The sequence below is a fragment of the Mycetocola sp. Y442 genome (assembly GCF_056898615.1).
On the sequence record NZ_JBXHBV010000002.1, the window covers coordinates 836,348 to 859,657 of the forward strand.

Below are 23,310 nucleotides of genomic sequence, written 5' to 3' on the forward strand. Positions count from 1 at the left end.
GTTGCTTGTAGGAGTTAAGCAACCCCAGTTGCTTAACTCAGTGCAGCGCATCGTTGTGGTCGCCCGAACTGGGGCCAAATCGCGACACGGCGTGACAGTGACGCTGTTTACCTGCCGGGTGCTAGAGTGGGAGGCATCCCGACAGGCAAGCCGATAAGGCAAATCTGGCCTTCGGGTCATTTCTGCAAACCCATCGCCATCGCAACGGCAGTGTGCCTGTGATCTTCGGTTCGAAGAGCAGACAGGGCGCCAGTCAATCTGACTTCCGCCACAGCTGAAGATGAGCTCTCCTGACGCGCTCGACGTGGATCAGGGGGAAGGAACCCACTTTTAGTGACTAACGTCAACATCCGTCTTGATACGGAATCAGGCGCAAACCTCTCGTCCCTCAAGGTCTCTGACCTGCAGCTGCTTGCCAGCCAATGGGGCGTTCAGGGCGCATCCAAACTTCGCAAGGGAGAACTCGTGGAGAGAATTGCCGAGGCCCAGGCCGCTTCCGCTCCCGAGGTAAACGGCGAGGCTCCGGCCGCGTCGGCCGCCTCGGCTGAGCATGCCCCCGAAACCCAGGTCCCCGCGCCGGACGCAGTTGTCGCGCAGGACTCACCGGTTGAGGTTCCTGCTGTGACGGAGGCAACTCCCGCCGAGGAGCCGACAGCTCCTGTCACCAGGAAGCGCGCGCCGCGTCGCGCCTCCACCGGTGCCACCAAAGCGGGCGAGCGCGTTCAGGCTGCTGGTCACGTGAACTCCGACGGTGCACCACTCATTCCGGATGCTCCGGTGGCGGACGCCGCCGTCGTCGCTCCGGTGGAAGCACCGCAATCGGCCCAGGGTGAGTCAACTCCCGTCGAGGCACAGGCGACCGACGCCCAGGCAACTGACGCGCAGGCAACTGACGCGCAGGCAACTGATGCACAGGCAGCCGACGGACAGGCTGAGGGCCGCGAGAGCGGATCCCAGCGTTCAGGCCGCAAGAACAACAGGCGCGGACGCGGCAGCAAGGCTGACCGCGCCGAGAACGCCGACCGCACCGAAAACGCCGACCGTGCGGAGAACGTGACGGTCGAGGCTGACGCTGACGCGGCATCCGACACCGACACCGACACCGATGCATCGCAGGCCGATTCGTCGCAGGGCGAGCGCCAGGGCCGCGGCCGTGGACGTGGCCGTGGACGCGGTGGCGACAACGCCAACCGCGATGACGACCGCGCTGGCAACGAGCGCAACGGTAACGAGCGCAACGGCAACGACCGCAACGGCGACAAGAACGCTGATCGCGACCGGAACGCTGACCGTAACGGTAACGGTAACGACCGGAACGCTGACCGTAACGGTAACGACCGGAACGCTGACCGTAACGGTAACGACCGGAACGCCGACCGCAACGACCGCGACCGGAACGCCGACCGTAACGACCGCGACCGGAACGCCGACCGCAACGACAAGAACAACGAGCGCAACGAGCGCAACGCCGATCGTGCGCCTGCCTCCGACCGCCAGGATTCCGATCGGAACGCGGGCAACCGCCAGCTCGAGCGCGATGACGAGGGTGGCCGTAACGGCCGCAACCGTTACCGCGACCGCAAGCGCCGTGGCGGAACCGACTCGGCCGACTTCGAGCCCGAAATCGCCGACGACGACGTGCTCCTGCCCGTCGCCGGAATCCTCGACGTTCTCGACAACTACGCCTTCGTGCGCACGACGGGCTACCTGCCCGGTTCGAACGACGTCTACGTCTCGCTCGGCCAGGTCAAGAAGTACAACCTGCGCAAGGGCGACGCCGTCGTCGGTGCAATCCGCCAGCCGCGCGAGAACGACAGCAACGCGCGCCAGAAGTACAACGCGATCGTCAAGGTTGAGTCCGTCAACGGCCAGAGTGTCGAAGAGGCTGCTAACCGCGTCGAGTTCGGCAAGCTCACCCCGCTCTACCCGCAGGAACGTCTCCGTCTCGAGACCGAGCAGGGCAAGCTCACGCAGCGCATCATCGACCTGATCGCTCCGATCGGCAAGGGACAGCGTGGACTCATCGTTGCGCCGCCCAAGGCCGGCAAGACGATCGTGCTTCAGCAGATCGCCAACGCCATCTCGATCAACAACCCCGAGGTTCACCTCATGGTTGTCCTCGTCGACGAGCGTCCCGAAGAGGTCACCGACATGCAGCGCACGGTGAAGGGTGAGGTCATCGCCTCCACCTTCGACCGCCCAGCTGAAGACCACACGACGGTCGCCGAACTCGCCATCGAGCGCGCGAAGCGTCTCGTCGAGCTCGGTCACGACGTCGTTGTGCTCCTCGACTCGATCACCCGCCTCGGACGCGCGTACAACCTCGCTGCACCGACCTCGGGCCGGATCCTTTCCGGTGGAGTCGACGCATCAGCTCTGTACCCGCCGAAGCGTTTCTTCGGCGCCGCGCGCAACATCGAGAACGGTGGATCGCTCACCATCCTCGCCACGGCGCTCGTCGAGACCGGGTCCAAGATGGACGAGGTCATCTTCGAAGAGTTCAAGGGCACAGGCAACTCCGAGCTTCGCCTGTCGCGCCAGCTGGCCGACAAGCGCATCTTCCCGGCCGTCGACGTCAACGCGTCGTCCACCCGCCGTGAAGAGATGCTGCTCGGTGCAGACGAAGTCAAGGTCACCTGGAAGCTGCGTCGTGCCCTCGCTGGCCTCGACCCGCAGCAGGCACTCGAGGTCGTCCTCGGCAAGCTCAAGGAAACCTCGTCGAACGTCGAATTCCTCGTTCAGATGCAGAAGACGATGCCCCAGCCGGTTTCCGGTTCGGGTCACGACCGCGATCACCGCTAGCTGAGTTCACGAACCCGTTTGCCTCGAGCGTTCGGCCCCCCGAGGGTCGTTTGCCCGGGGCAGGCGGGTTTTCTCGTGGGACAGATGGCAGGATGAAACGTAAGGGACGGAACAACGCATGTTTGAATCGGTAAAGACTCTGATCGAAGAGCACAAGGATCTGCAGGATCAGCTCGCCGATCCGGCGGTGCACGCAGACCCGGCTCGATCCAAGAAAATCAACAGGCGGTACGCCGAACTGTCGAAAATCATCGCGGCGTACAACGCCTGGCTCGAGGCGCAGGACGACCTCGCTGCGGCCCGTGAGCTCGCCAAGGAGGACGAGGCGTTCGCCGCCGAGGTCCCCGGGCTTGAAGAGGGACTCGCGACGGCGCAGGAGAAGCTTCGCCGCTTGCTCATTCCGCGCGATCCCGACGATGGCCGTGACGTCATCATGGAGATCAAGGGTGGAGAGGGCGGCGCCGAGAGCGCGCTGTTCGCCGCCGACCTGCTGCGGATGTACCTGCACTATGCAGAGTCCAAGGGCTGGAAGACGGAACTCCTCGAGCGCACCGAGAGTGACCTCGGTGGGTATAAGGACGTCCAGGTCGCGATCAAATCCAACGCGACAGACCCGTCACAGGGTGTCTGGGCACACCTCAAGTACGAGGGCGGCGTCCACCGCGTGCAGCGCGTTCCGGCGACCGAATCGCAGGGACGTATCCACACCTCGACGACGGGCGTGCTCGTCTTCCCCGAGGTCGACGCACCCGAAGAGGTCGAGATCAGCCAGAACGACCTCAAGATCGACGTCTACCGGTCGAGCGGCCCCGGTGGCCAGTCGGTCAACACGACCGACTCCGCTGTGCGGATCACCCACCTTCCGACCGGCATCGTCGTTGCGATGCAGAACGAGAAGAGCCAGCTGCAGAACCGTGAGGCCGGAATGCGTGTCCTTCGCGCGCGCATCCTCGCCCGCCAGCAGGAGGAGCAGGCCGAGCTCGACAGCGCCAAGCGTAAAACCCAGATCCGCACCATGGACCGGTCAGAGCGCATCCGCACGTACAACTTCCCCGAGAACCGCATCGCAGACCACCGCACCGGCTACAAGGCGTACAACCTTGATGCCGTGATCAACGGCGCCTTGGATCCGCTGATCGAGTCAGCGATCCAGGCCGACGAAGAGGCGCGTCTCGCCGACATCGGCGACACCAACTAGTCGTTCCGCTTCCTCGTCGTTCCGCATCGAAAAAGCCGGTCATCTCGCGATGACCGGCTTTTTTACGACGAAAACGGATGCCGCGTGCACGCGGGTGCACCGCGGCATCCCTCCTAGATGTTGTATTCCGGTTCGGTGAGCCCGTAGGTCTTCCCCTGTATCCGCGGCCGCGCCCGAGCCGGCACGCCGACCAGCACAGAGAGGGCCGGTGCGTCCTTCGTGACGACGGCGTTGGCGCCCACGATGCTGCCCTTGCCGACGACGACGGGGCCGATGATCTTCGCACCGGCGCCGACCTGTACGCCGTCCTCCAGTGTCGGGTGTCTTTTCTCCCGACCGCGGCTCTTTCCGCCGAGCGTGACGCCGTGGTAGAGCATTACGTCGTCGCCGATCTCCGCCGTCTCACCGATGACGACGCCCATCCCGTGGTCGATGAAAAAGCGGCGGCCGATGACGGCACCCGGATGGATCTCGATACCGGTCAGGAACCGTGCGAACTGTGACAGGGCACGCGCGGGCATTTTCGCGCCGCGAACCCACATCCGGGAAGAGAGCCGGTACGCCCACACGGCGTGCAGTCCTGAGTAGGTCAGGAAGATCTCGACGCTGCCGCGGGCGGCCGGGTCGTGAACGCGTGCTGCTGTGATGTCTTCCCGGATGCGGGTGAGGATTCTCATTCTCAGTCGAGCAGGTCGGACCAGAGCGGGGTGGAAATGTAGCGTTCACCCGTGTCGCAGACCATGGCGACGATTCGCTTGCCCTTGTTCTCCGGGCGCTTGGCGAGCTCTGTCGCCGCCCAGATGATTGCGCCGGACGAGATGCCAGCGAGAATGCCTTCCTCGGCGGCGAGGCGTTTGGCGACGCGGACCGAGTCCTCGAAACTCACATCGACGACCTCGTCGTAGATCGTGGTGTCGAGGATGTCGGGGATGAAGTTCGCGCCGATGCCCTGGATCTTGTGCGGGCCTGGGGCCCCACCGCTGAGGATGGGGGAGTCCAGCGGCTCGACGACGACGATCTTCACCCCTGGTTTGCGCTGTTTGAGCACCTGGCCGACGCCGGTGATCGTTCCGCCGGTGCCCACTCCGCTGACGAAGATGTCGATGTCGCCGTCGGTGTCACGCCAGATCTCTTCCGCGGTTGTCGTGCGGTGAATCTCGACGTTGGCCTGGTTGGCGAACTGCTTCGCGAGGATCGCGCCCTCTGTCGATGCGACGATTTCCTCGGCCTTTGCCACGGCGCCCTTCATGCCGAGGGCGGGTTCGGTCAGGACGAGTTCAGCTCCGAATGCGCGAAGGAGCACGCGACGCTCGGTGCTCATGGACGCGGGCATGGCCAGGATGACCTTGTAACCGCGTGCTGCGCCGACGAGCGCGAGCGCGATTCCGGTGTTGCCGCTCGTGCCCTCGACGATGGTTCCGCCGGGCTTCAGCGCACCGGATGCTTCGGCAGCATCGACGATGGCCACTCCGAGGCGGTCCTTGACGCTCGATCCGGGGTTGTAGTACTCGAGCTTCGCGAGCACGGTGGCACCCGCGTCGTCCGTGACACGGTTCAACTGGACAAGAGGTGTATTGCCAAACGCCTCGGTGATATTGGCGTAGATTTTTCCGGCCACGAATATGCTCCTTGGGTAATGGGGACGCAACTATGCGCGTCAGGTTACAGCTTATTGCTGGGTTTATCCGGCCTGTGACGGCCCGCATTCCGGTCGGGGCGCTCTGGCGAGCGGGTAAGCTCGACCTGCGGCGGCACGACCGCAAGGGATTTGCTAAGAGAGCGCATGACTTCTTTTCACACGACGTCGGTCGGTGACGTCAGGGACCTCGCCATCGCCGCACTGCAGCAGGCGGGAGTTCCGGGCCCGGACGTCGACGCCGAATTGCTCATCGGACACGTGCTCGGGATGGGCAGGGGGCAGGTCCAGGCCGCCGTTGTCATGGGCCGCGAGGTGTCGGCCGAGTACGCGGGTGAGATCGCCGCTCTTGTGGAGCGCAGGGCGACACGGGAGCCGCTTCAGCACATCCTCGGGGTTGCCCCGTTCAGGGCCCTTGAGCTTCTCGTTGGCCCCGGCGTCTTCGTTCCCCGCCCCGAAACGGAGCAGGTGGCCCAGTTCGCCATCGACGCGCTCAGCGCAGACTCCGATCCGGAACCGATCGGTATCGACCTCGGCACAGGTTCAGGAGCCATCGCCCTTGCGATGGCGACAGAGGTCCCTCACGCGCGCATTTACGCAGCCGAGAACTCGGTGGATGCCTTCATCTGGGCGAAGCAGAACTTCCGTAAGGTGGGCGCGAGCAACGCGACACTGATCTTCGACGACCTCGCGGGGGCGTTCAGTGAACTCGACGGTCAGGTATCCGTTGTCATCTCCAACCCACCGTACGTGCCGGCAGCCGCCATCCCGCGCGACCCGGAGGTGCGGTTCTTTGACCCTCCCGCCGCCCTGTACGGGGGAGAGGACGGGCTTGACGTCGTTCGGCAGCTGTCGGTGACGGCTGCCCGGCTGCTTCGACCGGGCGGGACGCTGGTTATCGAGCATGGCGAGTTGCAGGGCGAAGCGATTCGCGACATCCTCACCCGCGACGGCTGGCGCGCCGCCGCGACCTTCCGTGACCTGACCCAGCGGGACCGGACGACAACGGCACTTCGCGCCTAGCCAGCCCCGCCCCCACCCCGCGCGAGAGCATCAGTTGCGGGCGAGCGCATCAGTTGCGCGGGATGTTCTCGACCGGAAGTGATGTTCTGGGCAGGCAGCGCGCGCCCCGGCCGCTGCGACCCGAGACGAATTCGCGGCATCCTCCCACACAGGCTCAGATAGAATCGGCGGAATGTCACGTCTCTTCGACTCCTCCGTGGAATCAGACCTCCTCACCGGCATGCGGCTGGCTCGAACGGCCCTTCGCCGCGGTGAGCTCGTCGTGATCCCCACGGACACCGTGTACGGAATCGCCGCTGACGCGTTCTCCCCGAGGGCCGTTCAGCGGCTCCTCGACGCCAAGGGTCGGACCAGGCAGTCACCGCCACCCGTCCTCGTGCCGAGTGTGCAGACCCTCGAGGCACTTGCCGCGGTCATTCCGGATGCCGTCAGGAAGCTCGTCGACGCATTCTGGCCGGGGGGACTGACCATTGTTCTGCCCGCGCAGCCTTCGCTGGCATGGGACCTCGGAGACACCGACGGCACAGTGGCCGTGCGGATGCCCAACAATCGCATTGCGCTCGAGCTGCTCACCGAGACGGGGCCGCTCGCTGTGTCGAGTGCGAACCTCACCGGTCAGCCCGCGGCGATAACCGCCAGGGCCGCCCAAGCCATGCTTGGGGACACGGTTGAGGTCTACCTCGACGGCGGCGAGTCGGCGACTGTCGCATCGACGATCGTTGACGCCACACGGCTGATCGCCCCGGGCGGACGGCTGTCGATCCTTCGTGAGGGTGCGATCTCGCGCGAGCAGATCCGCGACGTGATCGGTGACGTCCTCGAGGACCCGGTGCCGGAGGACGGTGTGTCAGACGCATGACCCTCTACGCGATCATCGCGGCGGTCACCGCGCTGATCACCTTTCTGATGTCGATCGTCGTCTACAAGCTGGCGCTCAAATTCAAGCTCTACCCGTCGATTCGCGATCGTGACGTACACACCAAGCCAACCCCGAGGCTCGGGGGAGTGGCGATGTTTATCGGTGTGGTCGCGACGTTCGCGATCGCCTCGCAGAACCCGTTCTTCAAGGACACCTTCGCCGACCCCGGCCCCATCCTCGCCATTCTCGGCGCTTCGTTCCTGATCGTGCTCGTCGGCGTTGCCGATGACATCTGGGATCTCGACTGGATGATCAAGCTCGCCGCTCAGTTCCTTGCCGCTGGCCTCATCGCGTGGCTCGGCGTGCAGATCTACTCCCTTCCCATCGGCGGTCTCACCGTCGGCTCGTCGTGGATGAGCGCGACACTGACGATTTTCGCGATAGTGCTCGTCATGAACGCCGTGAACTTCATCGACGGCCTCGACGGTCTCGTCGCCGGCGTCGGACTGATCGCCAACGGTGTCTTCCTGGTCTATGGGTACCTCCTCGTCCGCGAGATGGGCCAGTCGAGCTTCTTCAACCTGTCGCTGCTGATTTCCGCGGTGCTCGTCGGGGCGTGCGCAGGGTTCCTCCCGCTCAACTGGCATCCCGCAAAGATGTTCATGGGAGATGCCGGCGCGCTTCTCGTCGGCCTGCTCATGGCGACGTCTGCCGTCGCGATCACGGGGCAGATCGACCCGTCGGCGCTCAGCGCGAACCCGTCAGATGCGGGTGTGGTCGGGCGGAGTCAGCTGCTCGGGGCGTTCATCCCGATCATCCTTCCCTTCGCGATCCTCATCGTTCCGCTGCTCGACTTCGCGCTCGCGGTGATCCGGCGCCTCCGCGCCGGCAAGTCTCCGTTCAGCGCCGATCGCCTCCACCTGCACCACAGGCTCCTCGACATGGGCCACTCGCACTTCCACGCCGTGCTTCTGTTCTACGCCTGGACCGCCGTGATCGCGCTGTCCTGCCTGATGTTCTTCGTGTTTCAGCCGTACTGGTTCGCGCTCGTCTTCCTCATCGTCGGCGTGATCGTCTGCACGGTCTTCACGCTGGCCCCCCTCGGCAAGCGGAAAGCCGTTGAGATCACCGTGCAGTCTGCGGAGGAGGGCACGGAGGTCGCTGAAGACCTTGCGAGCTTCGACCCGCTCGATGCTGCGGCGGATGTGCGCAGCCCGGACGCACCAATCTCAGAAGACGTGGTGAGCCGCGCGCTTGCCGCAGAGCCCAGTTCCGAACCACGGGATAACGAACCACAGAAAGATCAGCGATGAAATCAACACCCATCTTCCGGCAGAGTCTCAAATGGGGAGCCGTCGCATCGCTGGCCATCGCCGTCATCGGTGGCGGGATCGGCTATATCGTCGACGGCACAGTCGGCCTGGGCAGTGCACTGATCGGAACAGCGCTCGCGCTCGTCTTCCTCAGCATCACGGCGGGCAGCATCCTGTTTGCCAACCGGTTCTTCGGGAGCGACCTCTACGTGCCGATTTTCTTCGGGGTGGTGCTCGGCGGCTGGATCGTGAAGTTCGTCCTGTTCCTCGTCATGGCGCTCCTGCTCAAGGACCAGCCGTGGATCAACCCGGTCGTCCTCTTCCTCAGTATCATCACCGGCGTACTCGTCACCCTCGTGATCGACGTCGTCATCGTTTCCCGGTCACGGATGCTGTATGCCAGCGACGTCATTCTTCCCGGCGACAACAACAGATCGCACTGATCAAGGTGTTTAGTTCGCCGCTCGGTTCGTGGGGATGCTTATCGTTTGATAGTGTTGGTATGTATTCCCGCTTGAGCATCCCACTTCGTTCGTGGCTGTCTTGCACCCCCCATTGTTCGTCGTCGCGAGAGCTTAGCTCCACGCCCGAAACAGGAGAGCGCGCTGTTAGCTAACGCTGTGAACCTACTGGTTCAGACCTCAACCGACGACACGTCGTTCCACGGTCCGTCGATTCTTGAATTCTTCCCGGATGTTGTGCTCTTCGAGGGCACCGGATTCGACATCAACCGAATCATGCTGATCCGGTTCCTCGTCGTCGCCGTGCTCATCGTCGTGTTCTGGCTCGGAACCCGGAACATGAAGGTTGTTCCCGGAAAGTTCCAGAACCTCATCGAGATGGCCCTGGACTTCGTTCGCGTCAACATCGCCGAGGACCTCCTCGGCAAGGTCGACGGGAAGCGGTTCCTGCCGATCCTCACGACGATGTTCTTCATGGTCGCGGCCATGAACATCACGGGCATCATCCCGTTCCTCAACATCGCCGGAACGTCGGTCATCGGTGTCCCACTCGTCCTCGCACTGATCTCGTACGTCACGTTCATCTACGCAGGCGTCAGGAAGAGCCCGGGGAAGTTTTTCAAGAACTCGCTGTTCCCCGCCGGTGTCCCGTGGCCCGTCTACATCATCGTGACGCCGATCGAGCTCATCTCGACCTTCGTCATCCGGCCGGTCACGCTGACCCTCCGACTGCTCATGAACATGGTCGTCGGGCACCTCCTGCTCGTGCTGTTCTTCGCGGCGACGCAGTTCTTCGTGATCACCCTCGGTGGATGGTTCATCGGCCTCGGCGCCGTCACCTTCGCCTTCGGCTTCGCTTTCACCCTGTTCGAAATCCTGGTCGCATTTCTCCAGGCCTATGTCTTCACCCTGCTTACCGCGGTTTACATCCAGCTCGCGGTAGCTGAAGAGCACTAAAAAGAGTCGGCGACCGCCTACTCTTACATCACGGAAGGAAACACACGTGGACGCAACAACCGTTCTCGCCGAGATCAACGGAAACATCGCGACGGTCGGTTACGGTCTCGCAGCCATCGGCCCAGCCATTGGCGTTGGAATCGTCGTTGGCAAGACCATTGAGGGTGTCGCCCGTCAGCCTGAGCTGGCCGGTCGCCTCCAGGTTCTGATGTGGATCGGTATCGCCTTCACCGAGGCGCTCGCCTTCATCGGTATCGCCACCTACTTCATCTTCACCAACTAGTCCTCTTTCACCCCTCGTAAGGAGGCAAGATGCTTCACGCACTCGTTGCGGCGGCTGAAGAGGGTACTACCAAGAACCCTCTTCTCCCCGAGACCTACGACATTGTCTGGTCGGCGGTGTGTTTCGTCATCCTCTTGGTGCTCTTCTGGAAGCTCGTTCTTCCTAAGATGCAGACCATGCTCGAAGAGCGTACTGCGGCCATTGAGGGCAACATCGCCAAGGCGGATGAGGCACAGCGTCAGGCTGAGGCAGCTCTTGAGCAGTACACCGCTCAGCTCGCCGAGGCACGTCAGGAAGCCGGCTCGATTCGCGACACCGCTCGCGAAGACGGCAAGAAGATCGTCGCTGAGGCCCGGAACCAGGCAACTGTCGAGGCCCAGCGCGTGACAGCCAGCGCCCAGGCGCAGATCGAGGCAGAGCGCCAGGCCGCTCTTGTTTCGCTCCGCACTGAGGTTGGAACACTCGCCATCGACCTCGCCGGAAACGTCATCGGCGAAACGCTGTCGGACGACGCGAAGGCAACGGCCATCGTCGACCGCTTCCTCGCGGACCTCGAGGCTTCGGAGAAGGCAACCAACTAATGGGAAGCGCTACCAGAGAAGCACTGGCTCAGTCGAAGAAGGCACTGTCCGACCTCGAACGCGTCGACCTGGCAACGGTTGCGGAACTTTTCGCAGCCGGCCGGGTCGTTGGCGACTCTGGTCAGCTGCGCTCGCTCCTCGCGGACCCGTCCGCTCAAGCCGGTGTCAAGGCGACGATCGTCGATCGCGTGTTCGCACGCAGCATCGGCGGATCGTCTCTTGCACTGCTCAAGGATGTCGTCTCAGCGCGCTGGTCAAGCCAGAAGGACCTGCTCGGCGGAATCGAGGAACTCGGACTCCGCGCCGCAGCCCTCTCCGCCGGCCCGGACGCCAGGCTCGAAGCCCAGCTGTTCGAGTTCGGCACGACAGTGTCTTCCGACCCGGAACTCGAGCTCGCGCTCGGGTCGAAGCTCGGCAGCCAGAACGCAAAACTCGCACTCGTCGACACCCTGCTTACGGGCAAGGGATCGCCGGAGATCGTCGAAATCGTCAAGCACCTCGTCCTGCAGCCTCGCGGCCGCCGGATCGGGGAACTTCTTCGCCACGCGGCATCCGTCGTTGCTGACCAGGGCGGCTTCTCCGTCGCCACTGTGTCAAGCGCACGGCCGCTCGGCGCCGCTCAGCTCGAGCGACTCGAAAAGGGACTCGCGGCACAGTATGGCCGCGCAATCCGTCTCAACCAGGTTGTCGACCCCGCTGTCATCGGAGGCCTGCGCGTGCAGGTCGGCGACGATGTCATCGACGGCAGCATCGCATCGCGCCTCGGCGAACTCAGACTTCAGCTTGCTGGCTAGCGCCAGTAGACAACGTAGGGGACAAGACGTCTCCACACAGATAGGGAAGAAGATGGCAGAACTCACGATCAGCCCCGACGAGATCCGGGATGCTCTCAAGGAATTCGTCACGGCTTACGAGCCGGGTAAGGCAAGCGCAACCGAGGTCGGCAAGGTCATCGACGCCGGTGACGGCATCGCCCACGTCGAGGGTCTGCCAGGCGTTATGGCCAACGAGCTCATCCGCTTCGCGGATGGAACACTCGGCCTCGCCCAGAACCTTGACGAAGACGAAATCGGTGTTGTCGTCCTTGGCGAATTCAACGGCATCGTCGAGGGCATGGAAGTAACACGCACAGGAGAGGTGCTGTCGACTCCGGTCGGCGACGCATTCCTCGGTCGTGTCGTTGACCCGCTCGGCGCTCCGATTGACGGACTCGGCGAGATCAAGGCAGAGACCCGCCGCGCGCTCGAGCTCCAGGCTCCTGGCGTTATGCAGCGCAAGAGCGTGCACGAGCCGATGCAGACCGGTATCAAGGCGATCGACGCCATGATCCCGATCGGCCGCGGCCAGCGCCAGCTCATCATCGGTGACCGTCAGACCGGCAAGAGCGCAATTGCCATCGACACGATCATCAACCAGAAGGACAACTGGGCGTCAGGCGACGTCAACAAGCAGGTTCGCTGCATCTACGTCGCCATCGGCCAGAAGGGCTCGACGATTGCCGCCATCAAGGCGTCGCTCGAAGAGGCCGGCGCCATGGAGTACACGACGATCGTCGCCGCTCCCGCGTCCGACCCCGCAGGTTTCAAGTACCTCGCTCCCTACACCGGTTCGGCCATCGGCCAGCACTGGATGTACGGCGGCAAGCACGTCCTCATTGTCTTCGATGACCTGTCGAAGCAGGCAGAGGCATACCGCGCCGTATCGCTGCTCCTTCGCCGTCCGCCAGGACGCGAGGCATACCCCGGTGACGTGTTCTACCTGCACTCCCGTCTGCTCGAGCGTTGCGCCAAGCTGTCCGACGAGCTCGGTGCCGGTTCCATGACCGGTCTTCCGCTCATCGAGACGAAGGCGAACGACGTTTCGGCGTACATCCCGACCAACGTGATCTCGATCACCGACGGACAGATCTTCCTGCAGTCAGACCTCTTCAACGCCAACCAGCGTCCCGCTGTTGACGTGGGAATCTCGGTCTCGCGTGTTGGTGGAGACGCCCAGGTGAAGAGCATCAAGAAGGTTTCAGGAACGCTGAAGCTCGAACTCGCTCAGTACCGCTCGCTCGAGGCATTCGCGATGTTCGCATCCGACCTCGACCCGGCCAGCCGTCGCCAGCTTGCTCGCGGTGCTCGCCTCACCGAGCTGCTGCGCCAGCCGCAGTACTCTCCGTTCCCCGTCGAGAACCAGGTCGTCTCGATCTGGGCCGGTACGAAGGGCAAGCTCGACGAGGTTCCTGTCGAAGACATCCTGCGCTTCGAAAGCGAACTTCACGACTACCTGGGTCGCAACACCCAGGTGCTCTCGAAGCTCCGCGAGACGAACGTGCTCAGCGACGACATCGTCGACGAGCTCGACGCAGCTGTCGACGCCTTCAAGAAGGAATTCCAGACCGGTGCGGGCAAGCCCCTCAACGGCCCGGGTTCCGAGCAGTTCACCGAACTGCCCGCTGAAGACGTCAACCAGGAAAAGATCGTCAAGGGACGTCGATAAGTAATGGGTGCACAACTTCGGGTCTATACGCAGAAGATCAAGTCTGCGCAGACGACCAAGAAGATCACGAAGGCGATGGAGCTCATCGCCGCCTCGCGCATTGCAAAAGCGCAGGCGCGCGTTGAAGCATCCGGGCCGTACTCTCGTGCGATCACCCGCGCGGTGTCAGCCGTGGCGACGTACTCAAACGTCGACCACGTGCTGACCACCGAGCCGGAGACCATCGAGCGTGCAGCCGTTGTGATCTTTGCGTCTGACCGCGGCCTCGCCGGCGCGTTCAACTCGCAGGTTCTGCGTGAAGCCAACGAGCTTGCCGAGCTGCTCCGCAGCCAGGGCAAGGACGTTGTCTACTACCTCATCGGTCGCAAGGCCGTCGGGTACTTCGCATTCCGCAAGCGTTCCTCGGAAGGTCAGTGGGTCGGCGAAAGCGAGAACCCGACCTTCGCAACAGCGCAGGAGATCAGCGCTGCGCTTCTCGAGCGTTTCGTTCAGGATGCGTCAGAGGGTGGCGTCGACGAGATCCACATCGTCTACAACCGTCTCGTCAGCATGATGAGCCAGGTTCCCGAGGTTGTGCGGTTGCTTCCACTCGAGGTCGTCGAGGGTGTCGAAGAGCCCAACGACAAGACAGTGCTCCCGCTTTATGAGTTCGAACCAGACGCAGGGAGCGTGCTCGACGCACTTCTGCCCGTGTACATCGAGAGCCGCATCTTCAACGCGCTGCTTCAGTCCGCTGCTGCAAAGCACGCGGCAACGCAGAAGGCGATGAGTTCGGCCAGCGACAACGCGGACAAGCTGATCACGGACTACACACGGCTGCGGAACAACGCCCGCCAGGCCGAGATCACCCAGCAGATTTCCGAGATTGTCGGCGGCGCAGACGCACTGTCGTCCGCCAAGTAACTTTACGAAGAGAGAAGAAGAGCATGACAGACATTGCCACCGCTCAGGACACGACGGGTGAGGTGAAGGCCGGCGCTACCGGCCGAGTCGCTCGCGTCACCGGTCCGGTTGTTGACATCGAGTTCCCGCACGACGCGATTCCCGGTATCTACAACGCACTGAAGACCACAGTGAACATGGCCGGCGTGACCCAGGTCCTCACGCTCGAGGTTGCCCAGCACCTCGGCGATGACCTGATCCGCGCCATTGCGCTCAACCCGACCGACGGACTCGTCCGCGGCCAGGAAGTGACTGACACCGGAGAGCCGATCACGGTTCCCGTCGGTGACATCACCAAGGGCAAGGTTTTCAACGTCATCGGTGACGTCCTCAACGCTGCTCCCGGCGAGCAGATCGAGATCACCGAACGCTGGCCCATCCACCGCAAGCCACCGGCATTCGACCAGCTCGAGTCGAAGACCGAGCTCTTCGAGACCGGCATCAAGTCCATCGACCTTCTCACCCCGTACGTACAGGGTGGAAAGATCGGTCTGTTCGGTGGTGCTGGTGTCGGTAAGACAGTCCTCATTCAGGAAATGATCCAGCGCGTTGCGCAGGACCACGGTGGAGTTTCGGTCTTCGCCGGTGTCGGTGAGCGTACCCGTGAAGGTAACGACCTCATCGCCGAAATGGAAGAAGCAGGCGTCTTCGACAAGACCGCCCTCGTCTTCGGCCAGATGGACGAGCCGCCAGGAACGCGACTCCGCGTCGCCCTCTCGGCCCTCACCATGGCTGAGTACTTCCGCGACGTGCAGAAGCAGGACGTCCTGTTGTTCATCGACAACATCTTCCGCTTCACGCAGGCCGGTTCCGAGGTCTCCACACTTCTCGGACGCATGCCGTCCGCGGTGGGTTACCAGCCGAACCTCGCCGACGAGATGGGTATCCTCCAGGAGCGCATCACGTCGACCCGTGGCCACTCGATCACGTCGCTGCAGGCAATCTACGTTCCTGCTGACGACTACACCGACCCGGCTCCTGCAACGACGTTCGCGCACCTCGACGCGACCACCGAGCTGTCACGTGAGATCGCATCAAAGGGTCTGTACCCCGCGATCGACCCGCTGACCTCGACGAGCCGCATCCTCGACCCGCGCTACATCGGTGATGACCACTACAACACCGCTGTTCGCGTCAAGGCGATCCTGCAGAAGAACAAGGAACTCCAGGAGATCATCGCGATTCTCGGTGTCGACGAGCTGAGCGAAGAAGACAAGATCACGGTTGCCCGTGCTCGTCGCATCCAGCAGTTCCTCTCGCAGAACACCTACATGGCGAAGAAGTTCACCGGTGTCGAGGGATCGACGGTTCCGCTCAAGGAGACCATCGAGTCCTTCTCCGCGATCGCCGACGGCGAATTCGACCACGTTGCCGAGCAGGCGTTCTTCAACGTCGGTGGCATCAACGATGTCGAAGAGGCCTGGGCCCGCATCCAGAAGGAGAACGGCTAGTCATGGCTTCGCTCAAGGTCAGTGTTGTCGGGGCAGACCAGGAAGTGTGGTCAGGGACCGCGTCCATGGTCATCGCCCGGACTGTCGAGGGAGAGATCGGTATTCTCCCCGGCCACGAGCCGATGCTTGCCATCCTTGCCGAGGGTCAGGTTCGCGTCACGGCTGAGAACGGTGAGAAGATCACCGCGACGGCCGCGGACGGGTTCCTCTCCGTTGAGAACAACACAGTGACGATCGTGGCTGGCAACGCCAGCCTGGTCAAGTAGTACCGCCGCAAGGCTCCTCGTAACGCCCCGTGCTTATCCTGCTCCCTCCGTCTGAGACGAAGCGAGCCGGTGGCACGGGGCGTTCGTTGTCTCTCGACGCGCTGCGTTATCCCGAACTCACCGCGGTGCGTCGGCAACTAACCGACGACGTTGTTCGGCTGGCAGCAGACCGGGACGCCATGATTGCTGCGCTCAAGCTCGGGCCCAAGCAGCACGGTGAGGTCGAGGTGAATCGGATGCTGTGGGAGTCACCGACCATGCCTGCGCTCGACAGGTACACCGGCGTGCTGTTCGACGCGCTCGACGCGGGAACGCTCGATGCTGAAGCCCGAGCGTTTGCCGGCAGGCACGTGCTCGTCCACGCGGCCCTCTTCGGTCCGGTTGGTGCGCTCGACCCCATCCCCGCTTACCGGTTGTCCCACGACTCGCGCATTCCGGGGGCGCCGATGAAACGCCTCTGGGCTCCTGTCGTTGCGGACGCGCTCGCCCAGCACGACGGTCTCCTGATCGACATGCGCTCCGAGGCGTATGTCGCGCTCGGACCGTCACTCGCGATGCCGAACTCCTTCTATCTTCGGGTTCTTACTGACGGGCCAAACGGCTCGCGCCGCGCCCTCAACCACTTCAACAAGAAGGCCAAGGGTGAGTTCACCCGCGCCATAGTGCGTGCGCGGATCCCGTTTGCCCATGTCGATGAACTCTGCGCCTGGGCGCCGACGGCGGGTTTCAGGCTTGAGAAACTCAGCCCGGACTCCGGTGCGAGGGAACTCGCACTACTCGTCTGAGTTTTGTTCCCGGGATCTTGCTCCCTGAATTTGCCCTCGGGATTTCGCTGACGGAAATTAGCTCACCGGCTTGTCGTCACGCAGCCCGCCAGCATCCCTCGACGTGGTCGTCGACGATCCCCGCTGACTGCATCAGCGCGTACATGGTCGTCGGCCCTACGAAGCGGAAGCCCCGACGACGGAGCTCCTTACTGAGCGCTGTTGACTCCGCGGTGATCGCCGGGATGTCACTGAACGTCGCCGGGCGCGGCGGGAGGGGATCCGGTCGAAAGCTCCAGACGAGATCTGACAGGCTCTCGCCGAGCTGAAGTGTTGCCCGCGCGTTGCCGATCACGGCTGTGATCTTGCCTCGGTGCCGGATGATGGCCGGGTTCTGTACGAGCTCTTCGACCTTGGCGTCTGAGTACGAGGCGACCGTCTCGATATCGAAGTTGTCGAACGCTTCCCGGAAAGCGGGCCGCCTCTTGAGAATCGTGATCCAGCTCAGTCCGGCCTGGAAACCCTCGAGGCTGATCTTCTCGAAGACCGCACGGTCGCCGACCAGGGGGGTTCCCCATTCTTCGTCGTGATAGCGCTGGTACTCGGGGTCATTGACCGCCCAGGCGCACCGGCTCTTGCCGTCGGTTCCGGGAACTATCGATTCGGAAGGGGGCATGCCGACCAGAGTACCGGCTGGAAAAGAGAGTACCCGCGCCGGAAAAAGGGCTGTCGACCGTCTACGAAGTTCCGATCAGTCACGCGGTCTGGAGAGTTGCCCGCTGCAGGGGCTGCCGGTACTCGATGCCCTCGTGGTCAAGCAGCCGCTCTTTGGTGGGCACTCCGTTGCCCTGCGTATACCCGGTGATGCGGCGTCCGGTTGCGAGCACCCTGTGGCACGGTACGAACAGGGGCAGTCGGTTCGCACGCACCGCACTTCCGATGGCACGGCCGGCGAGACCGGCACCGATGTCGTAGCCCAGCTGCCCATAGGTTCGTGATTCGCCGAAGCTGATCCCCGCGAGCCCGGTCCAGGTGGCCAGCTGGAACGGGGTACCGACGGGGGAGAGCGGCACATCAAACGCCCGGCGAGAGCCGTCAAAGTAGTCCGCGAGCTGCTCGGACGCGAGCACGAGGACATCGAGCGGCGATTCACGGTAGCCGTCGAGGGGCAACTCGTTCCCTCGTTCGATAACGAGCGTCGTCACGGAGGTGCCGTCACTCGTGAGTTCGATCCTGCCGAGCGGGCTGGAGAAACGGAGGAGACCGACGGGGCGGTCGAACAGGGTCGGCATCGGCCCGGGCGCGGGTGCGGGGTCGCTGTGGTGTCGTGTCATGTGCTCGACGGTATGCGGCACAGCGACCAGGGCGGGCGTTTCACAGCATCGGTGGATTCTCGCCGCCGGAGCACCGGTTGTGGGGGAGTCTGACCGCCGACCGGTAGCCTGATCGAATGGCAGACATCGAATATCGCACACTCGGCTCCAGCGGACTTCGCGTCTCGACGATCGGGCTCGGCTGCAATAACTTCGGGCGGCTCGGCACGGCGAGCGAATCACAGGAGGGCACGAACGCGGTGATCTCAGCCGCGATCGACGTCGGCGTCACGCTCTTCGACACCGCCGACATGTACGGCAAGGAGCCGGGGCTCAGCGAGACGCTGATGGGCAATGCACTCAAGGGGCGTCGCGACCAGATCGTGCTCGCCACCAAGTTCGGTCATTCCGGGGCCGACGTCGGCATTCCCGCGTGGGGCGCCAAGGGATCCAGGCGGTATGTGCGGCTCGCTGTCGAAGCATCCCTCCGGCGGCTGCAGACCGACTGGATCGACCTCTACCAGCTGCACACCCCAGACCCCCTCACGCCGATCGAGGAGACCCTCTCGGTGCTCGATGATCTCATCGTCGAGGGTAAGGTGCGCTACATCGGCCACTCGAACCTGCCGGCTTGGCAGGTTGTCGAGGCAGAGCTCACCGCCGAGCTCACGTCGCACCCGAAGTTCATCTCGTCGCAGAACGAGTACAGCCTCATCGTCCGCGATGCCGAGCGCGAGTTGTTCCCCGTGCTGGCGAAGTACGACATCGGCTTCCTGCCGTACTTCCCGCTCTACAACGGCCTCTTCACCGGCAAGTTCAGCCGGGCGGGCGGCCCGTCGGACAGCCGGATCATTCGCCAGCGCAGCTATCTCCTCGACAGCGCACCGTGGGACGCCATCGAGGCGTACGAGAAGTTCTGTGACGACCGTGGAATCACGATGCTCGAAGCAACATTCGCCTGGCTGCTTGCCCAGCCGAACCTCACGAGCGTCATCGCCGGCGCGACGCGGCCCGAGCAGATCGTTCAGAACGCGGATGCTGCAACCAGCTGGCATCCGTCTGCTGACGACCTGACCTTTATCGGTGACCTGTTCGCTCCCCGCGAAGAGGTGAACGGGTAAGACTCTCCTCGGCGGAGAGCCGCTCAGCTAGGCTCGCTGGGTGGATCTGCCGATCGGTCGGCGGTACCCCTGATAAGGACTCCCATGCTCGCAAAACTCGTCGGCCGCTACCTGAAGCCCCACTGGCCGCTTCTCGTCGGTGTCGTCGTTTTTCAGTTTGCGCAGGCAATAGCGTCGCTGTACCTGCCCACCCTCAACGCCGACATTATCGACAACGGCGTTGCCACGGGAGACACGGCGTACATCCTGAGGGTCGGGATGCTGATGCTCGGCATCACCCTCATCCAGGTGCTGTGCGCGATAACTGCCGTGTACTTCGGAGCCAAGGCGGCGATGAGGCTCGGTCGCGACGTCCGCGCGGCGGTGTTCACCCACGTCGGCCGCTTCTCCGAGCGGGAGGTGTCGAAGTTCGGGGCTCCGTCGCTGATCACGAGAAGCACCAATGACGTCCAGCAGGTGCAGATGCTCGTCCTCATGACGTGCACGCTGATGGTGTCTGCGCCGATCCTCGCCATCGGCGGTGTTGTCGCGGCGTTGAGCCTCGACCTCGAGCTGTCCTGGCTGATGGCCGTGTCCATCCCGGTGCTTCTCATCGCTGTCGGGCTCATCATCGTGCGGATGATTCCCTTGTTCCAGTCGATGCAGAGAAGGATCGACCGGGTCAACGGAATCCTGCGGGGCCAGCTCACCGGCATCCGCGTTGTCCGCGCGTTTGTGCGGGAGGCGGAGGAGACGTCTCGCTTCGAGAAGGCCAACGATGAACTGACGGATGTCGGCCTTCGCGTCGGTCGTCTGATGGCGCTGATGTTCCCGATCGTCATGCTCGTGCTCAACGTGTCGAGTATCGCCGTGCTCTGGTTCGGTGGGTTCCGCATTGCTGACGGTTCCATGGAGGTCGGAACCGTGATGGCGTTCCTCCAGTACCTCATGCAGATCCTCATGGCGGTCATGATGGCGACGTTCATGGCGGTGATGATCCCGCGCGCAGCGGTGAGCGCTGACCGGATCGAAGAGGTGCTCTCGACCGACTCAACGGTGCGGCAGCCGGACCGGCCGGTCTCGACACTGGATGTCGCTGGGAGGATCCGGTTCGATCACGTCGAGTTCTCCTATCCCGGTGCAGAGCAGCCGGTGCTGCGTGACATCACGTTCGACATCGAACCGGGCACGACGACAGCGATCATCGGATCGACGGGATCGGGAAAGACGACACTGATCAATCTGCTTCCCCGGCTTTTCGACGCGACCGGCGGGCGGGTGCTCGTCGATGGCGTCGCTGTCAATGAAACAGATCAGGACCTCTTGTGGTCGAAGATCGGTATCGTGCCCCAGCGGCCGTATCTCTTTTCGGGCACTGTTGCGACGAACCTGCGGTTTGGAAAGCCTGACGCAACGGACGATGAACTCTGGCGGGCCCTCGAGACCGCGCAGGCGCGCGACTTCGTCGAGGCGTTCCCCGATCAGCTGGACGCGCCGATTTCGCAGGGAGGCGGCAACGTGTCCGGCGGGCAACGACAGCGACTCGCCATCGCCAGGGCGCTCGTAAAGCGCCCGGAGGTCTATGTCTTCGACGACTCGTTCTCGGCGCTGGATCTCGCCACCGATGCGCGACTGCGCGCGGCTCTCGCGAGGGATGTCCGGGGTGCGACGATGGTGATCGTCGCGCAGCGCGTGAGCACGATTCGGGATGCTGACCAGATCATCGTCCTCGAGGACGGCGCGGTTGAGCGCACGGGAACCCACGAGGAGTTGCTCGAGTCGTCTGAGACCTATCGGGAGATCGTCGAGTCGCAGCTCGCCGTCGAGGAGGCACTGTGAGCGACATCGACGAGGTCGACGACGACGCACCAGTCAGGGTTCCGGCGCGACCACCTCGCGGTGGCGGTCCGTTCGGCGGAGCGGGGATGCCCGCCGAGAAGAGCATGAACTTCGGGCCGAGCGCGAAGCGTTTGCTCGCGAGGCTGAGGCCTGAGCGGTGGAAGCTCGTCTTTGTCACGGTCCTCGCCGTGATCAGTGTCACGCTGTCCGTGATGGGACCGAAACTCCTCGGTGACGCGACAAACATCCTCTTCGAGGGCGTCATCTCCCAGGGGCTGCCCTCCGGTGCCAGCAAGGAGCAGATCGTCGACTCGCTCCGTGCAACCGGCGATAACGACCGGGCCGACATGCTGAGCGGAATGACTCTCACGCCGGGACAGGGCATCGACTTCGGTGCCCTCTCCCGTGTGCTGCTCATCGTGCTCGCCGTGTATTCCTTTGCCTTTCTCTTCGGCTGGATCCAGGCTCTCGTTCTCAACGGTGTCGTCCAGAGGACGATGTACCGGCTTCGCGAGGACGTCGAGGTGAAGGTCAACCGCCTTCCCCTCAAATACTTCGACAGGATGCAGCGCGGTGAGCTGCTCAGCCGGGTCACCAATGACATCGACAACATCGCACAGACCCTGCAACAGACGCTCAGCCAGGTGCTCGTGTCGCTGCTCACCGTGATCGGCGTGCTGATCGCGATGTTCACGATCTCACCGCTGCTCGCACTCATCGCACTGGTCACGATCCCGGCGACGATCCTCATCACCGGTGTGATCGCCAAGCGGTCACAGAAGAAGTTCGTCGCGCAGTGGAAGCACACCGGTGAGCTCAACGCGCAGATCGAGGAGATGTACTCAGGCCACGCCATCGTCAAGGTCTTCGGCCGTGCCCGCGAGGTCGGGTCACGGTTCTCGTCGAAGAACGAGGAACTCTACGAGGCCAGCTTCGGTGCGCAGTTCATTTCCGGCATCATCATGCCGTCGATGATGTTCGTCGGTAACCTCGTGTACGTCGCCATAGCGGTCGTCGGTGGAATCCAGGTCGCGACCGGCGGCCTGAGTCTCGGCAGCGTGCAGGCCTTCATCCAGTACTCCCGCCAGTTCACCCAGCCGCTGACCCAGCTCGGGTCGATGGCCAACCTGCTCCAGTCGGGCGTGGCATCCGCTGAACGCGTCTTCGAGCTCTTCGACGCCGACGAACAGTCGCCGGATCCGTCCGACCCGGTGACCCCGCCACGAGACGGCAGGGGCCGCCTGGTCTTCGAGGACGTGTCCTTTAGCTATTCGCCGGACAAGCCCCTGATTTCGCACCTCAACCTCGTGGCGGAACCCGGGCACACGGTGGCGATCGTCGGTCCGACCGGCGCAGGCAAGACAACGCTGGTGAACCTCATCATGCGGTTCTACGAGCTGGATTCAGGCCGGATCACCCTCGACGGCGTGAACATCGCCGAGATGACGCGCGACGACCTGCGTTCCCGCACCGGCATGGTGCTGCAGGACACCTGGCTCTTCGGCGGGACGATCCGCGAGAACATCGCCTACGGTCGACCGGATGCCACTGAGGAGGAAATCCTCGAGGCCGCCCGGGCTACCTACGTCGACCGCTTCGTGCACTCGTTGCCCGATGGCTACGACACGGTTCTCGACGATGAGGCATCGAATGTCTCAGCGGGGGAGAAGCAACTGCTCACCATCGCGCGGGCCTTCCTGGTCAAGCCGAGCGTTCTCATCCTCGACGAGGCGACGAGCTCTGTCGACACCAGGACCGAACTGCTGCTCCAGAAGGCGATGTCGGCGCTCCGGCAGGACAGGACGAGCTTTGTGATCGCACACCGTCTGTCGACGATCCGCGACGCCGACCTGATCCTCGTGATGGAATCCGGGGCGATCGTCGAGCAGGGAACGCACGCCGAACTGCTCGCTGCCGGGGGTGCGTATTATTCGCTCTACAACTCGCAGTTCGCCCAGGCAACGACCACGGACGACGCCTGATCAGGGTTGCCGACGCCTGATCACGGCGGCCAGCGCCTGATCAAGCGACGAACGAG

At 63.5% G+C, this 23,310-nt stretch carries 22 protein-coding genes; 18 read left to right on the top strand and 4 right to left on the bottom strand.

Translation table 11 applies throughout. From position 1 onward, the window contains the following. Positions 1–333: 333 nt before the first annotated feature. Positions 334–2,802 carry a transcription termination factor Rho gene (gene rho / locus AC1X6S_RS10460; protein WP_483405684.1) on the top strand — a complete coding sequence of 823 codons (2,469 nt, stop codon included), beginning with the start codon at positions 334–336 and terminating at the stop codon, positions 2,800–2,802. A gap of 118 nt (positions 2,803–2,920) precedes the next feature. After that, entirely contained in the window at positions 2,921–4,000 is a 1,080-nt protein-coding gene (gene prfA, locus AC1X6S_RS10465; RefSeq protein ID WP_108390484.1) for a peptide chain release factor 1, read from the top strand. 113 nt (positions 4,001–4,113) lie between these two features. On the opposite strand, the gene epsC is transcribed toward prfA, so the two are convergent. Both epsC and cysK read right to left on the bottom strand, forming a co-directional pair. Continuing rightward, the gene (gene epsC, locus AC1X6S_RS10470) at positions 4,114–4,677 is read right to left on the bottom strand and encodes a serine O-acetyltransferase EpsC (RefSeq protein ID WP_483405685.1); all 564 of its coding nucleotides are present in this window, start codon (positions 4,675–4,677) and stop codon (positions 4,114–4,116) included. A 2-nt stretch (positions 4,678–4,679) separates the two neighbouring features. After that, the gene (cysK, locus tag AC1X6S_RS10475) at positions 4,680–5,618 is read right to left on the bottom strand and encodes a cysteine synthase A (RefSeq protein WP_483405686.1); all 939 of its coding nucleotides are present in this window, start codon (positions 5,616–5,618) and stop codon (positions 4,680–4,682) included. A 165-nt stretch (positions 5,619–5,783) separates the two neighbouring features. Here cysK and prmC point away from each other — a divergent pair, with 165 nt between their 5' ends. The 13 genes from prmC (at position 5,784) to AC1X6S_RS10540 (ending at position 17,041) form a co-directional block, all read left to right on the top strand. Beyond that, a complete protein-coding gene (gene prmC / locus AC1X6S_RS10480) occupies positions 5,784–6,659 on the top strand; it encodes a peptide chain release factor N(5)-glutamine methyltransferase (RefSeq protein WP_483405687.1) in 876 nt (291 codons plus the stop codon). Positions 6,660–6,831: 172 nt separating this feature from the next. Further along, positions 6,832–7,518, top strand: coding sequence for an L-threonylcarbamoyladenylate synthase (locus tag AC1X6S_RS10485; RefSeq protein WP_483405688.1), 687 nt, complete (start codon positions 6,832–6,834; stop codon positions 7,516–7,518). Then, positions 7,515–8,831, top strand: a complete 1,317-nt coding sequence (locus AC1X6S_RS10490; protein ID WP_483405689.1) for an MraY family glycosyltransferase — start codon at positions 7,515–7,517, stop codon at positions 8,829–8,831. Before AC1X6S_RS10485 ends, AC1X6S_RS10490 begins: the two co-directional genes overlap by 4 nt. Then, positions 8,828–9,274, top strand: coding sequence for a Cg1360 family ATP-synthase-associated protein (locus tag AC1X6S_RS10495; RefSeq protein ID WP_483405690.1), 447 nt, complete (start codon positions 8,828–8,830; stop codon positions 9,272–9,274). Before AC1X6S_RS10490 ends, AC1X6S_RS10495 begins: the two co-directional genes overlap by 4 nt. 177 nt (positions 9,275–9,451) lie before the next feature. Beyond that, positions 9,452–10,249 (top strand): F0F1 ATP synthase subunit A, encoded by a 798-nt coding sequence (gene atpB / locus AC1X6S_RS10500; RefSeq protein WP_483405691.1) that lies wholly within the window; start codon positions 9,452–9,454, stop codon positions 10,247–10,249. A gap of 46 nt (positions 10,250–10,295) precedes the next feature. Next, a complete protein-coding gene (atpE, locus tag AC1X6S_RS10505; RefSeq protein ID WP_108390493.1) occupies positions 10,296–10,532 on the top strand; it encodes an ATP synthase F0 subunit C in 237 nt (78 codons plus the stop codon). 29 nt (positions 10,533–10,561) lie between these two features. Continuing rightward, positions 10,562–11,113 (top strand): F0F1 ATP synthase subunit B, encoded by a 552-nt coding sequence (locus tag AC1X6S_RS10510; RefSeq protein ID WP_483405692.1) that lies wholly within the window; start codon positions 10,562–10,564, stop codon positions 11,111–11,113. Next, complete coding sequence (locus AC1X6S_RS10515) at positions 11,113–11,907, top strand: F0F1 ATP synthase subunit delta (RefSeq protein ID WP_483405693.1); 795 nt, start codon at positions 11,113–11,115, stop codon at positions 11,905–11,907. Before AC1X6S_RS10510 ends, AC1X6S_RS10515 begins: the two co-directional genes overlap by 1 nt. A 52-nt stretch (positions 11,908–11,959) precedes the next feature. After that, positions 11,960–13,597, top strand: coding sequence for a F0F1 ATP synthase subunit alpha (gene atpA / locus AC1X6S_RS10520; RefSeq protein WP_108390496.1), 1,638 nt, complete (start codon positions 11,960–11,962; stop codon positions 13,595–13,597). Positions 13,598–13,600: 3 nt separating this feature from the next. Beyond that, positions 13,601–14,500, top strand: coding sequence for a F0F1 ATP synthase subunit gamma (locus tag AC1X6S_RS10525; RefSeq protein ID WP_483405694.1), 900 nt, complete (start codon positions 13,601–13,603; stop codon positions 14,498–14,500). A gap of 23 nt (positions 14,501–14,523) precedes the next feature. Further along, a complete protein-coding gene (gene atpD / locus AC1X6S_RS10530) occupies positions 14,524–15,990 on the top strand; it encodes a F0F1 ATP synthase subunit beta (RefSeq protein WP_483405695.1) in 1,467 nt (488 codons plus the stop codon). Between the two features lie 2 nt (positions 15,991–15,992). After that, positions 15,993–16,256: a F0F1 ATP synthase subunit epsilon gene (locus tag AC1X6S_RS10535; protein WP_483405696.1), complete on the top strand. Its 264-nt coding sequence runs from the start codon at positions 15,993–15,995 to the stop codon at positions 16,254–16,256. 29 nt (positions 16,257–16,285) lie between these two features. Continuing rightward, positions 16,286–17,041, top strand: a complete 756-nt coding sequence (locus AC1X6S_RS10540; protein ID WP_483405697.1) for a YaaA family protein — start codon at positions 16,286–16,288, stop codon at positions 17,039–17,041. A gap of 76 nt (positions 17,042–17,117) precedes the next feature. Here the strand turns inward: AC1X6S_RS10540 and AC1X6S_RS10545 are convergent, their stop codons facing one another. Together AC1X6S_RS10545 and AC1X6S_RS10550 are read right to left on the bottom strand one after the other, a co-directional pair. Further along, the gene (locus AC1X6S_RS10545) at positions 17,118–17,696 is read right to left on the bottom strand and encodes a DNA-3-methyladenine glycosylase I (RefSeq protein ID WP_483405698.1); all 579 of its coding nucleotides are present in this window, start codon (positions 17,694–17,696) and stop codon (positions 17,118–17,120) included. A 79-nt stretch (positions 17,697–17,775) separates the two neighbouring features. Further along, on the bottom strand, positions 17,776–18,354 hold the full coding sequence (locus AC1X6S_RS10550) for a methylated-DNA--[protein]-cysteine S-methyltransferase (protein WP_483405699.1): 579 nt from the start codon (positions 18,352–18,354) through the stop codon (positions 17,776–17,778). Positions 18,355–18,470: 116 nt separating this feature from the next. Between AC1X6S_RS10550 and AC1X6S_RS10555 the strand changes: the two genes are divergently transcribed. From AC1X6S_RS10555 to AC1X6S_RS10565, 3 genes are all read left to right on the top strand, one after another. Beyond that, positions 18,471–19,454, top strand: coding sequence for an aldo/keto reductase (locus AC1X6S_RS10555; protein WP_483405700.1), 984 nt, complete (start codon positions 18,471–18,473; stop codon positions 19,452–19,454). Between the two features lie 84 nt (positions 19,455–19,538). Then, positions 19,539–21,272 carry an ABC transporter ATP-binding protein gene (locus AC1X6S_RS10560; RefSeq protein WP_483405701.1) on the top strand — a complete coding sequence of 578 codons (1,734 nt, stop codon included), beginning with the start codon at positions 19,539–19,541 and terminating at the stop codon, positions 21,270–21,272. Continuing rightward, positions 21,269–23,254, top strand: coding sequence for an ABC transporter ATP-binding protein (locus AC1X6S_RS10565; protein ID WP_483405702.1), 1,986 nt, complete (start codon positions 21,269–21,271; stop codon positions 23,252–23,254). Before AC1X6S_RS10560 ends, AC1X6S_RS10565 begins: the two co-directional genes overlap by 4 nt. Positions 23,255–23,310 lie beyond the last annotated feature (56 nt).

Coding starts and splice junctions, on each gene's coding strand:
- prfA (WP_108390484.1), top strand. CDS start 2,921: ATGTTTGAATCGGTAAAGACTCTGATCGAAGAGCACAAGGATCTGCAG.
- epsC (WP_483405685.1), bottom strand. CDS start 4,677: ATGAGAATCCTCACCCGCATCCGGGAAGACATCACAGCAGCACGCGTT.
- prmC (WP_483405687.1), top strand. CDS start 5,784: ATGACTTCTTTTCACACGACGTCGGTCGGTGACGTCAGGGACCTCGCC.
- AC1X6S_RS10485 (WP_483405688.1), top strand. CDS start 6,832: ATGTCACGTCTCTTCGACTCCTCCGTGGAATCAGACCTCCTCACCGGC.
- AC1X6S_RS10490 (WP_483405689.1), top strand. CDS start 7,515: ATGACCCTCTACGCGATCATCGCGGCGGTCACCGCGCTGATCACCTTT.
- AC1X6S_RS10495 (WP_483405690.1), top strand. CDS start 8,828: ATGAAATCAACACCCATCTTCCGGCAGAGTCTCAAATGGGGAGCCGTC.
- AC1X6S_RS10510 (WP_483405692.1), top strand. CDS start 10,562: ATGCTTCACGCACTCGTTGCGGCGGCTGAAGAGGGTACTACCAAGAAC.
- AC1X6S_RS10515 (WP_483405693.1), top strand. CDS start 11,113: ATGGGAAGCGCTACCAGAGAAGCACTGGCTCAGTCGAAGAAGGCACTG.
- atpA (WP_108390496.1), top strand. CDS start 11,960: ATGGCAGAACTCACGATCAGCCCCGACGAGATCCGGGATGCTCTCAAG.
- AC1X6S_RS10525 (WP_483405694.1), top strand. CDS start 13,601: ATGGGTGCACAACTTCGGGTCTATACGCAGAAGATCAAGTCTGCGCAG.
- atpD (WP_483405695.1), top strand. CDS start 14,524: ATGACAGACATTGCCACCGCTCAGGACACGACGGGTGAGGTGAAGGCC.
- AC1X6S_RS10535 (WP_483405696.1), top strand. CDS start 15,993: ATGGCTTCGCTCAAGGTCAGTGTTGTCGGGGCAGACCAGGAAGTGTGG.
- AC1X6S_RS10545 (WP_483405698.1), bottom strand. CDS start 17,696: ATGCCCCCTTCCGAATCGATAGTTCCCGGAACCGACGGCAAGAGCCGG.
- AC1X6S_RS10550 (WP_483405699.1), bottom strand. CDS start 18,354: ATGACACGACACCACAGCGACCCCGCACCCGCGCCCGGGCCGATGCCG.
- AC1X6S_RS10555 (WP_483405700.1), top strand. CDS start 18,471: ATGGCAGACATCGAATATCGCACACTCGGCTCCAGCGGACTTCGCGTC.
- AC1X6S_RS10560 (WP_483405701.1), top strand. CDS start 19,539: ATGCTCGCAAAACTCGTCGGCCGCTACCTGAAGCCCCACTGGCCGCTT.